This is a genomic window from Streptomyces sp. NPDC051555 (assembly GCF_044454405.1).
Lineage (GTDB): Bacteria > Actinomycetota > Actinomycetes > Streptomycetales > Streptomycetaceae > Streptomyces.
This window is the reverse complement of the sequence record NZ_JBITDP010000010.1, coordinates 300,569-312,096: the sequence shown is the minus strand read 5'-3', so window position 1 is coordinate 312,096 and position 11,528 is coordinate 300,569. Positions and strand designations below refer to the sequence as shown.

At 73.4% G+C, this 11,528-nt stretch carries 9 protein-coding genes; 3 read left to right on the top strand and 6 right to left on the bottom strand.

Annotated features, from left to right (window positions below):
- Positions 1–1,121, bottom strand: a 1,121-nt coding sequence (locus ACIBEA_RS22230) for an ATP-binding protein (RefSeq protein ID WP_399263465.1), incomplete at its 3' end; no start/stop codon positions are given.
- A 940-nt stretch (positions 1,122–2,061) separates the two neighbouring features.
- On the opposite strand from ACIBEA_RS22230, the gene ACIBEA_RS22225 reads away from it, so the two are divergent.
- The gene (locus tag ACIBEA_RS22225) at positions 2,062–2,724 is read left to right on the top strand and encodes a deoxynucleoside kinase (protein ID WP_399263443.1); all 663 of its coding nucleotides are present in this window, start codon (positions 2,062–2,064) and stop codon (positions 2,722–2,724) included.
- Between the two features lie 38 nt (positions 2,725–2,762).
- Here the strand turns inward: ACIBEA_RS22225 and ACIBEA_RS22220 are convergent, their stop codons facing one another.
- A complete protein-coding gene (locus ACIBEA_RS22220) occupies positions 2,763–3,884 on the bottom strand; it encodes a hypothetical protein (RefSeq protein WP_399263441.1) in 1,122 nt (373 codons plus the stop codon).
- Between the two features lie 151 nt (positions 3,885–4,035).
- Between ACIBEA_RS22220 and ACIBEA_RS22215 the strand changes: the two genes are divergently transcribed.
- Together ACIBEA_RS22215 and ACIBEA_RS22210 are read left to right on the top strand one after the other, a co-directional pair.
- The gene (locus tag ACIBEA_RS22215; RefSeq protein ID WP_399263439.1) at positions 4,036–4,179 is read left to right on the top strand and encodes a hypothetical protein; all 144 of its coding nucleotides are present in this window, start codon (positions 4,036–4,038) and stop codon (positions 4,177–4,179) included.
- A 30-nt stretch (positions 4,180–4,209) separates the two neighbouring features.
- Positions 4,210–6,696 (top strand): Helicase associated domain protein, encoded by a 2,487-nt coding sequence (locus ACIBEA_RS22210; protein ID WP_399263437.1) that lies wholly within the window; start codon positions 4,210–4,212, stop codon positions 6,694–6,696.
- 43 nt (positions 6,697–6,739) lie between these two features.
- Here ACIBEA_RS22210 and ACIBEA_RS22205 read toward each other — a convergent pair whose 3' ends face one another.
- From ACIBEA_RS22205 to sbnB, 4 genes are all read right to left on the bottom strand, one after another.
- Positions 6,740–7,522, bottom strand: coding sequence for a thioesterase II family protein (locus tag ACIBEA_RS22205; RefSeq protein ID WP_399263435.1), 783 nt, complete (start codon positions 7,520–7,522; stop codon positions 6,740–6,742).
- 187 nt (positions 7,523–7,709) lie between these two features.
- Complete coding sequence (serA, locus tag ACIBEA_RS22200; RefSeq protein ID WP_399263433.1) at positions 7,710–9,377, bottom strand: phosphoglycerate dehydrogenase; 1,668 nt, start codon at positions 9,375–9,377, stop codon at positions 7,710–7,712.
- Between the two features lie 48 nt (positions 9,378–9,425).
- Positions 9,426–10,442, bottom strand: a complete 1,017-nt coding sequence (gene sbnA / locus ACIBEA_RS22195) for a 2,3-diaminopropionate biosynthesis protein SbnA (RefSeq protein WP_399263431.1) — start codon at positions 10,440–10,442, stop codon at positions 9,426–9,428.
- Positions 10,443–10,469: 27 nt separating this feature from the next.
- Positions 10,470–11,510: a 2,3-diaminopropionate biosynthesis protein SbnB gene (sbnB, locus tag ACIBEA_RS22190; protein ID WP_399263429.1), complete on the bottom strand. Its 1,041-nt coding sequence runs from the start codon at positions 11,508–11,510 to the stop codon at positions 10,470–10,472.
- Positions 11,511–11,528 lie beyond the last annotated feature (18 nt).

Below are 11,528 nucleotides of genomic sequence, written 5' to 3'. Positions count from 1 at the left end.
TCCGCGGCCTCGGTCGGGTTCCGGTCGAACCAGTCGTTGAGGTGCTCGTGGACGACCTTCTGCACGAAGGTCTTGGCCTCCGTGTTGCCCAGCTTCGTCTTCGTCTGACCCTCGAACTGCGGCTCGCCCAGCTTCACCGAGATGATCGCCGTCAAACCCTCGCGGATGTCCTCGCCCGCGAGGTTGTCGTCCTTCTCGCGCAGCAACCGCTTCTCGCGCGCGTAGCGGTTGACGACCGTGGTCAGAGCGGTCCGGAAGCCCTCCTCGTGTTGACCGCCGCCATGGGTGCGGATCGCGTTCGCGTACGAGTAGGCGCTCTCGCTGTACTGGCCGCTCCATTGCATCGCGATCTCCACCGACAGCAGCCGCCCCGGCTCCCGCGCCGCCACCTCGATCACGCTCGGGTGCACCGGCTCGCCCTTGCGGGCGCCCAGGTGCCGGACGAAGTCCGCGATGCCGCCCTCGTACCGGTAGGACACCAGCCGCGGTGCCCCCTCGCCGTCGACCTCGGCCGCCTGTGCGGCGGTCCGCTCGTCCGTGAGGGTCAGGGTCAGGCCCTTGTTGAGGAAGGCCATCTCCTGCAGACGGCGCGAGAGCGTGTCGAAGGAGTACTCGGTCGTCTCGAAGACGGCCTCGTCGGCCCAGAAGGTGATCGTGGTCCCGGTCCGGTCCGTCTCCTCGTGCCGGGCGATCGGTCCGGTCGGCTCCCCGTGCGCGAAGGACTGGGTCCAACGGAACCCGTCCGCGCGGACCTCGGCCGTCAGACGGGCCGACAGGGCGTTGACCACGGACAGGCCCACCCCGTGCAGGCCGCCGGAGACGGCGTAGCCGCCGCCACCGAACTTGCCGCCCGCGTGCAGGACCGTCAGCACCACCTCCAGTGCCGGGCGGCCCGTCCCCGGGTGCAGGCCGACCGGGATGCCGCGGCCGTTGTCGACGACCCGCACTCCCCCATCGGCCAGGAGCACCACGTCGATCCGATCGGCGACGCCGGCCAACGCCTCGTCCACGGAGTTGTCCACGATCTCCTGCACCAGGTGGTGCAGGCCCTGCGGCCCGGTCGAGCCGATGTACATGCCGGGGCGCTTGCGCACCGCGTCCAGGCCGTCGAGGACCTGGATCGCCCGCGCGTCGTAGGAACCCGAGGTAGGGGTGGGGGTGGGGGTGGGGACAGGGGTGTGGACGGGGGCCGGAACGACGGTCTCGGTCAAGGCGGTGCTCGCTTTCGGACACGACGAACTCCGCTGCCGCGCACGCGCTCGGCAGCGAAGGGGACGTTGGCTGATGGGCCGCTCCGGGGCATGGCGAAGCACGCTCCGGGCCGGTGGAGTCCGATCGCGCACCGCGCGATCGGACTGTTCCACTGTACCGTCCGCCCATGCCGGCGATAGGGTAAGAAGACCTCCAGCTGCCGATCTGAGGTACTTCCAGGGGTGGAGACTCATCCCCCTACGAAACTTTCACCAGAGAGCCCCAGGGAGCCCTTCACAGCCCCTCTGGGGCTCTTTGGCGAAAGGGATCAAGGCGCGGATTCTTCGTCACGCTCCGTCGCTCCGCGGTGGCTCGGATCCGCGCCGCGGAGATGTGCCGGGGAATGAAAAAAGGTCCCGCCCCCTTCCGTGAGAAGGGGGCGGGACCTCGTGGAGCGCTGGGCAGGCCTTGCACCTGCATCCCCCCACAGGAAGTGGGGTGCCTTTCCTTGGACCACCAACGCCGGGCCGATCACCGGTGAGGGCGACGAGCTCAAGATCAATACTACGGTACGGATCTTGTCGTCCGCGCGCCGCCCGTACGGGGCGGCGGCGGAGGGCGCCGGCAGGGTCGCCGGGCCCGGCCGACCTGGGTGAATCCTCATCTATGCTTCAAGGCGGCCGCGAGGCGGTGGCCCGTCGGTGGACCACTTCGGGGCCCGACCGGACGCGGGCGAACGGCGCTGATCACGAAGCCTGATCACGGAGATCACGGGGGATCGGGCGGCGACCGTCGGCACGCGTCCCCGTGGGCCCGGGCATCCCGCCAGCCCGCCCACCGCGAGCAACACCCCCCAGGGAGAAGTGAGGTATGGCAGTGATCTGCGTCGGAGGCATGATCGGGATCGGCAAGACGAGCGTGGCCGAGCTCCTCGCCAAGGAGCTCGGCAGCGAGGTCTTCTACGAGAGCGTGGACGACAACCCGATCCTCCCGCTCTTCTACACGGCGAGCCCCGAGGAGATCCAGGCCAAGCGCTACCCCTTCCTGCTCCAGCTCTACTTCTTGCAGACGCGCTTCGCCGCGATCAAGGAGGCGTACAAGCAGGGCGACAACGTCCTCGACCGCTCGATCTACGAGGACTGGTACTTCGCCAAGGTCAACCACGACCTCGGCCGGATCAGTACCCTCGAAATGCGCGTGTACGAGGGCCTGCTCCACGAGATGATGCGCGAGATCGACGGCCTGCCCTACCGCAAGGCACCCGACCTCATGGTCTACCTCAAGGCGGACTTCGAGACGGTGCTGCACCGCATCGGGCTGCGGGGGCGCGACTTCGAGCAGGACGAGGGCCTCGTCTCCTACTACCGGACCCTGTGGTCCGGCTACGACGCCTGGGTGCACGAGCACTACTCGGCCAGCGACGTCCTCGTGGTCGACATGAACAACACCGACGTGGTGAACGACGCCGCGGACGCGGCCCGCGTCGTGCAGGAGGTCAAGGACGCCCTCGTGGCGGCGCGCCTGCGCGCCTGAGGTCCTCCCCCGCCGGTGACCGCCGCGGCGTCACGGCGTCAGCGGTCGGTGTCGGGGTGGGCGATGTCGAAGAGGACCATGGCCAGTTCGTGCGTCACCCGCTCGACGGCCACGACCTGCGCGCGGACCGGTGCGGGCAGGTGCGCCCGCTCCCACAGGGCCACCGGCAGGTCCGGCGGGCGGGCCGCCCACAGCCTTTCGAGGTCGTCCGCCGTCCCGACGAGCGAGTGCACGGCGTCGTGCGCGACGGCGCCGACGGCTTCGGCCAGCGGGTCCTCGGCCGGGCCCGCCGGGCCGAACCGGGCGAAGGCGGGCAGGTCGGTGAGGGTGACCACCGTCGCGTGGACGTGGGGCATACGCAGCACGCGCTGCACCCAGGCCGGGCCCGCGTTCCCGTCGGGCAGGCCCGGGTAGTCGGGGGGCGCGACCAGTGTGCGGTGCAGGATCAGCGCGTACGCACGGTGTTCGGGAGTCGGGGTCCACAGGCCGGTGCGCAGGGCCTCCTCCAGCCGCTCGATCCGGGCGCGGGCCCCGGCCACCTCGCCCGCCCACTGCGGCGCCAGGTCCGCGACCCCCGCCGCGCGCACCGCGCGGGCCCGGTCGCCGAGGAGCAGCGGGAAGGGTTCGGCGCCCTCCGGGGTCCGCTCGTCGTGCCCGTCCTGCCGGGCGTGCTCGTCGTGCTCGTCGTGCTCGTCGTGCTCCTCGGGCAGGTGCGCCGTGACGTGGGCGCCGAGGACCTCGCGGGCCCGGCGCCCGCGCTCGCCGCCGCCGACGAGCGCGCGCCAGCCGGCCTCGGTGCGCCCGCGCGGCTCACCGGTCTCCAGCGGTCCCCGGTACAGGCTCCCGGTGCGCGGGCCGTCGACCCAGCCGAACAGGGCCAGCAGCTCGACGTCGTCGACCAGGACGTCCGCCTCGCGGGCGGCCCGGCACGCCGCGAGCGCGAGCAGCGCGACGACGGGCATCCACCGCGAGGTGAACTCGGCGGCGCCCGGCGCGTCCGGGCGGCCCGGCCGCGGGCCCCTCGGGCCGGGCGGGGTCCGGTTGTCGAAGCCGGTGTGCCACACCACGAGCGCGCCGCAGTTCAGCACGGCCCGGCGCCAGGCCACCACCCCGTACGCCGCCTCGTTGCGCCGTTCCCAGTCGTCCTGTCCGTCGGCCACGTCGCCCGCCCCCTCCGTCGTTCCGAGCCACCGGCCGCAGCCGGACCGTGAGGCATTCATCCTGCCCACTGCGGGCCCGCGGGAACGGTCCGGGGCGCGTGTCGGGTCGTGCTACCGGCCGAGGAGTCGGTCGCCCGGGTGGGCTCCGGCGATGGAGGACCTGTCGTCCGTCGCGGGCCCGGCCGAGGAGCCCGTGGTGTGCAGCATCCGCGGGTGGTGGTACACGGCGCTCGGGGCGGCGGTACTGGCCGCGCCGGTCCTGGCCCGTCACCTGGTGGTGCAGGGTAGGGGGTAGGCAGATCCCCGGGACCGCTAGGAGCGTCGCGTGCAGAAGTCGGGTGACGTCGTCCTGCGGCCCCACCAGGAGGAAGCGGTGGAGGCGATCGTCCGCGGGCTGGACGTGCCGCCCGGGAAGCGGATTCCGCGGGCGGGGCTGCGGGCCACCGTGGTGGCCGCCTGCGGGACCGGGAAGACCTTCGTCGCCGCCGCGGCCGCGCTCCGGCTCGCCCGGCACGGCCGGGTGCTGGTGCTCCTGCCGACCCTGGACCTGCTCGGCCAGACGTTGCGCGCGTGGCGGACGGCCGGACACACCGGGCCCGCCGTCGCGGTCTGCTCGCTGCAGGACGACCCGGCCCGGTCGGGCCTGGACGTGCGCTCCACGACGTCGGCGCCGCAGCTCGGGCTGTGGCACGGCCGGGGGCCGGTGACGGTCTACGCCACCTACGCATCCCTGGGGGTGCTCGCCGAGGCGCACCGCGGGACGTACGGGCTGCCGATGGACGCCTTCGACCTGGTCGTCGTCGACGAGGCGCACCGCACGTCCGGTGCGGCGGGCAAGGCCTGGGCGGGCGTGCACCACCAGGACGTCGTGCCGGCGCTGCGCCGCTTGTACCTGACCGCCACCCCCCGGATCTGGCAGGACCGCCCGCCGCGCTCGGCGCGGGAGCGGGAGCTGTACGAGGAGCAGACCGCCCTGGTGGACGATGAGGTGTCGGCCCGGACGCGGCGGGTGTGGGACAGGCTGCCGCGCGAGCTGGCCTGTTCGATGGACGACGAGGCCGTGTTCGGGCCCGTCGTGTACGAGCTCTCGCTCGCGGACGCGATCGCGCGCGGGCTCCTGGCGAAGTACCAGATCGTGGTCGTCGAGCTGACCGACCCCGTGGTGACGCCGGACCGGCTCGTGGGCGGGGAGCGGTGGGAGGAGCGGTTGCGCGGACAGCGGCTGGCCGCGCTGCAGACGGCCCTCCTGGAGACCATGGCCGCGCACGACCTGAGCACCACGATTACCTTCCACCACCGCACGGTCGAGGCCCGGGCCTTCGCCGAGGGCCTGCCCGCCGTCGCGGCCCGGCTGCACGCCGTCGACCCCGACCGTCATCCCCGGGCCGTGTGGGCGGGGTGGCTGTGCGGGGAGCACGGCGGCGCGCACCGGCAGGACGTGCTCGCGGACTTCGGGCGCCGGGCGGGCCGGGCGGTCCTGTCGAACTGCCGGGTGCTGGGCGAGGGCGTCGACATCCGCAGTACGGACTCCGTGGCCCTGATCGACCCCAGGGGGTCGGCCGTGGACATCGTCCAGGCCATCGGCCGGGCGCTGCGCCAGCGGCCGGGGCAGGGCAAGACGGCGACCTTGATCGTGCCGGTGTTCCTGGCGGCGGGCGAGGATCCGGCGGACATCCTCTCCTCGAACTCCTACCGGCCCTTGGTCCGGGTCCTGGAGGGGCTACGGGCGCACGACGAGAAGGCCGTGGAGATGCTCGCCGTGCCGCAGGCACCGTGGGGGCCGCGGGCGCTCGAAGGGAGCGCGGTGGATCCGGCGCTGCCGGGCGGTCCGGACGGGCGGCTGCTGCTGCGGTTCGCGACCCCGCGCGATCCGGCGCTGATCGCGAAGTGGATCAGCTACACCGTCATCGACACCGAGCGCCAGGACTGGCGCCGGGGTGCGGAGGCCGCCTTCCGCTACCGCCGGCGCGAGGAGCACCTGGAGGTCCCCTACGAGCACGCCGAGGGCCCGTATCCACTGGGGAGGTGGCTCTCGGACCAGCGACGCGCCCAGCGCGCCGGGCGGTTGACCGGGGAGCGGGCCGCCGAGCTGGAGTCCCTGGGCATCGTGTGGGACACCGCCGACGCGGCCTTCGAGGAGAACCTCGCCGCCGCGCGGGCGTACTTCGAGCGGCACGGGACGCTGGCCGCGCCGCGGCACGCGACCGCCCTGGACCGGGCGGTCGGGCAGTGGCTGACCAATGTGCGCCGACCGGGTGGGCTCGGCAAGGATCCCGGCCGTGCGCGGCGGCGGGCCGACGCGCTCGCCTCGATCGACGCGGACTGGAACCCGGGGCCGCTCGGGTGGACCGTCGACTGGCAGCGCCACCACGCCTACCTGGCCCAATTGCTCGCCGGGGGGGCGCGGATCGACGACATCGTGCCGGGGGTGACCCGGCACGGCGAGGACGTCGGGCGCTGGCTCGCCTCCCAGCGGCGGGACTGGCCGCGCCTGGTCGAGGAGCAGCGGCGCCGGCTCGGCGCGCTCGGCGCGACGCCCGCCCCGCCACCCCGCGGGGCGGCGGCGGTGGCCGCCGCGGCCGGGGACCGGCGGGGTTCGGCCGCCTTCGACCGGGGGGTGCGGGCCCTCGCCCAGTGCTTGGAGCGGACGGACGGTCGGCCGCCCGGCCGGGCGCACGTCGAGCGGTTGGCGGACGGGAGCGAACACCGCACCGGGGTGTGGCTGGCCAACCAGAAGCAGCGCCGCGACCGGCTGGGCGCCGACCGACTCCGGGCACTGGCCGACCTGGGCATCGACTGGGCCGCCGGCTGACGTCGAGCCGGCCGTCGTACGGGTGAGCCCGGGCGGTGGCCGGTCAGCCGGTGGTGGCCAGCTGTCGCGCGATGGCGCCGGTCAGGGTCGCGTGTTGCCGCGTCAGGTAGAAGTGGCCGCCGGGCAGGACCTGGAGGTCGAACCCGGCGGGGGCGATGTCGGCCCAGGCGCCCATGTCCGCCACGCTGGTGGAGGGGTCCTCCTCGCCGATGTGGGCGTGGACGGGGCAGCCCACGGGGGTCGCGGCGCGGGGGCCGTAGGTGCCGACGATCGTGAAGTCGCCCCGGATGGCGGGCAGCACGATCTCGCGCAGGTCCGGGTCGTCCAGCAGGGCGTCCTCGGTGCCGCCGAGCCGGCGGACCTCGGCGATCAGCGCGTCGTCGTCCTCGGTGTGCAGGGTGCGCGGGGCCAGCCGGTGCGGGGGCTTGCGGCTGGAGACGTGGAGGGCCGCGGGACGCACCCCGTGCGCGCGCTCCAGGCGCAGGGCGACCTCATGGGCCAGGGAGGCGCCCATGCTGTGCCCGAAGAGCGTCAGGGGGACGTCCAGGTGGGGCAGCAGGGCGGCGGTGACCTGGTCGGCGAGCTCGTCCATGGTCTCGACGCACGGTTCCGCGAGCCGGTCGTGGCGGCCCGGGTAGCGGGCGACCATGACCTCCGTGGCGTCGTCGAAGGAGGTGCCCCATGCGTGGTAGAAGCTCGCCGAGCCGCCCGCGTGCGGCAGGACCAGGAGCCGGCGGCGCGGGGCGGCGCGGACGGCGTACCGCCGGAACCACCGGTCGCCGTCCACCGGGGTGGGGGGCGCGCTGGGGTTGGTACGGAGGGTCATCCCATCGTCCTCTGTGCTAAGGGGTGTTGCGCGATCGTCTCCACCCGGGGTCGGGCCGGTGCGTTGAAGAATATCTCCTCGTGAACGGGCAGGTCGGGGCGGCTCCGTACGGCCCTCGGGCTGTGGTCGACACCCCCGAAGCGCGCCTCGCCGGCGACCGGTTGGCGGGTCAGCCAATCGTGTGTGCTCACGGCGCGTGCTCCGTCGACCAGGTCCGGGTGGCGTCGATCCGGGCGGCGGCGTCCGCCAGGACGTCCTGGGCGGCCGGTCCGCCCAGGCGGTGGGCGGGCCCGGGGGGCGCGCCCTGGCCGACCGCGATCAGTACCTCGCCGGCGCCGGCCGGGTCCCGGGCTAGCTGGAGGGTCTCGACGGGGATCCCCGCGCGGCCGAGGACCTCGGCGACGCCGGCGAGGGCGGCGGGCCGGTCGGGCGCGCGGAAGAAGGCGAGGTCCCCGGTCAGGGCGAGGTCGACGGTGAAGCCGTTGACCTCGACGAGCCGTTCGCCGGAGCGCGGGCCGCTGAGGGTGCCGCGCACCGACACCCGCTCGCCGGAGGGCAGCGTGCCCTCGACGGTGACGAGGCTGCGGTGGCGCGGGGCGTCGGGGTGTGTGGCGTCGGGTGCGGCGCCGTCCGGGCCCCTGCTCGACTCGACGTCCAGGCCCCGCTCGCGTGCGATCAGCGGGGCGTTGACGTAGGAGACTCCCCCCTCGACCACGGCGCCGAGCGCGCCCTTGAGCGCGGCCAGCGACAGCGCGGTGGTGTCGTGGCGGCAGATCTCGCCGCTCGCCCGCACCTGGAGCCGGCCGGGGAGTGAGCCGGCGGTGGCGGTGAAGAGCCGGCCGAGGCGTTCGGTGAGGGTGAGCCAGGGGGCGAGGTCGTCGTCGACCACGCCGAGCGGGACGTTGACGGCCTCCGGGACGAAGCGCCCCGAGAGGACTCGGCGCACGGATCCGGCGACGCCGACCCCCGCGCGTTCCTGGGCCTCGGCGGTGCCGGCGCCCAGGTGCGGGGTGACGACCACGGTGTCGAGTTCGAACAGCGGGGAGTCGGTGCAGGGTTCGGTCGAGAAGACGTCGACGGCGGCGCCGGCGACCCGGCCCTCCTTGAGGGCGGCGTACAGCTCGGCCTCGTCGACGATCCCGCCGCGGGCCGCGTTGACGATCCGGACGCCCGGCTTGACCCGGTGCAGCGCCTCGAAGCCGATGAGGCCGGTGGTCTCGGGCGTCTTGGGCAGGTGGACCGTCAGGAAATCGGATGCGGCGAGGAGTTCGTCAAGTCCGACGACGCTCACCCCGGCCGCTTCGGCGTATCCCGGCTGGACGTAGGGGTCGTGGGCGAGCAGCCGCATCCCGAAGGCCGCCATCCGGCGCGCCACCAGCGTGCCGATCCGGCCGAGGCCGATGATGCCGAGGGTCTTGCCCGAGAGCTCGACACCGGTGAACCGGCTGCGCTGCCAGTGGCCCTCCTTGAGGGCCGCGTCGGCCTGCGGGATGTTCCTGGCCACGGCGAGCAGCAGGCCCACCGTCAGCTCGGCGGCGCTGACGGTGTTGGAGGTGGGCGCGTTGACGACCATGACGCCCGCCCGGGAGGCGGCGGCGACGTCCACGTTGTCCAGGCCGACGCCGGCCCGGCCGATCACCTTGAGCCGGGTGCCCGCCGCGATGGCCCGCGCGTCCATGCGGGTGGCACTGCGCACGAGCACCGCGTCGGCCGCGGGCAGCGCGGCCAACAGCTCCGCCCGGTCGGCGCCCGCGCAGTGCCGGATCTCGAAGTCCGGGCCGAGGGCCTCGACGGTGGCGGGTGAGAGTTCCTCGGCTATCAGTACGACTGGCTTGTGCACGACTGGCTTGTGCATGGCTCGCTTCCTGTTCTCGCGGGAGGGGGCGTTGCCGGATGCCGGGTTTCAGCCGGCGCTGGTGACCAGCTGCGGCGGCTCGGCGGCCGCTGCGGCCGGGGCCAGCGCGTCCCACGTCTGGGGGGCTCCGAAGTGCTGCTCCACCCAGCCGGGGTCGTAGAGCGTGTCCAGGTAGCGGTCCCCCTGGTCGGGAGAGAGCGCGACCGCGGTGAGCCGTTCGCCGCGCGGCCGTCCGGCGAGCCAGCGCAGGGCGCCGCTGACGACGGTCCCGGTGGAGCCGCCGAAGAGGAACCCCTGCCGGGCCATGGCGTGGCAGCTCTCCAGGGTGTCCCGTTCGGGCACCATCACGACCTCGTCGACGAGGTCGTCGTTCAGCAGCATCGGGCGTACGCCGGCCCCCAGTCCCGGGATGTGGCGCGGGAGCGCGGGGCCGCCGAAGGTCACCGAGCCGATGCTGTCGACGGCCACGATCCTTACGCGGCGCCGCTGTTCGCGGAACCAGCGGGCGCAGCCCATCAGGGTGCCGGTGGTCCCGGCGCCGACGAAGAGCACGTCCAGCTCGGGGAACTGGGCGGCGACGGTGGGGGCGGTGGTGCGGTAGTGGGCGAGCCAGTTGTTCGGGTTCACGTACTGGTTGAGCCAGACGTAGTTGGGGTCGAAGTCGACCAGGCGCTGCACGTAGTCGATCCGGGCGCCCAGCAGGCCGCGTTCCTTGTCGGGGCGGGAGATGACCAGGACGCGGGCGCCGAAGGACTCCATCAGGCGGCGGCTCGCCGGGTTGCAGCGGGAGTCGGTGACGCACACGAAGCCGTATCCGCGATGGGCGGCGATCATGCTCAGGGCGATGCCGAGGTTGCCCGACGAGGATTCGACGAGTACGTCCCCGGGGGTCAGGGTGCCGTCGCGTTCGGCGGCGAGGACCATCTCCAGGGCGGCCTTCAGCTTGACCGAGCCGGCGAGGTTGAGTCCCTCGTACTTGAGGAAGAGGGGTACGTCGAAGACGGACTGCAGATCCACGAAGACGTCGTCGACGTTGATCTCGTACGGGGCTGATATGACCGTCACTTCATCACCGGTTCCGTTGGGCAGGCCCTAGTTGCGGCCGTAGCGGTCGAGCTCGTGGAAGAAGCCGTCGACGACGCCGAGCGCGCCCGCGTCCCGCAGCTGGTCGTGCACGTAGCGGCCGAGGGCGATGTCGAGCACGCCGAGGCCGAAGGGGGAGAAGATCACCGGGCGGTCGGCGGGCAGCTCGACCCGGCCTTCCAGGACGTCGAAGAGGGTGCCGTCGAGGAAGTCGCGGCTGTTGGTCAGCTGCTCGGCCAGGTGCGGCGAGGTGTCCGCCTTGAGGCAGTGCTCGACGTCGTCGACGATGTTCGTGGCGGCGAGCAGGATCTCCGGGGCCAGGTCGCGCAGGGAGACGTTGAGGACGAGCGGGTTGTGCGCGAACCAGGACAGGTCGTGGACGTGCGGGCCGGCGGCGACGGTGGCGAAGACCACCAGGTCGCTCTCCTCGATCAGCTCCTGCGCGGTGGGGTGCACGACGACGGGCGCCGAGCCGGGACGGCGGCCGAGGTAGTCGGCGAAGGACTCGGCGTGCTGGTCCGACAGGTCGTGGACGCCGAGTTCGTCGAAGGTCCAGCCGGTCGCCTCCAGGAAGTGGTGGATGTAGCGGGCGATCAGGCCGGTCCCGACGAAGCCGATGCGCCGGGGGCGCTGCCCGCCCCGGCTGAGCCGGTCGGCGGCCAGGGCCGCCGAGGCCGCGGTCCTGGACGCGCTGATGATCGAGCTCTCCAGGCAGGCGAACGGGTAGCCGGTGGCGTGGTCGTTGAGGATCAGCACGGCGGAGGCGCGCGGGATGCCGGCCGCGACGTTCTCCGGGAAGCTGGAGATCCACTTCAGGCCGTCGGTCGGCCGGTCCCCGCCGACGGAGGCGGGCAGCGCGATGATGCGGGAGCTGGGCCGGTCGGGGAACCGCAGGAAGTACGAGGGCGGGTTGACCGACTCGCCCTTGCCGTGGAGCCGGTAGACCTCTTCGGTCAGCTCCACGACCTGCTTCTCGCTGCCGGTGAGCACCTCGGCCACCTGCGTGCCGGTGATGACGGCGAAGGGCGGCACGAGCGACTGACGGGACATGGCTTCCATCCAGGTGGT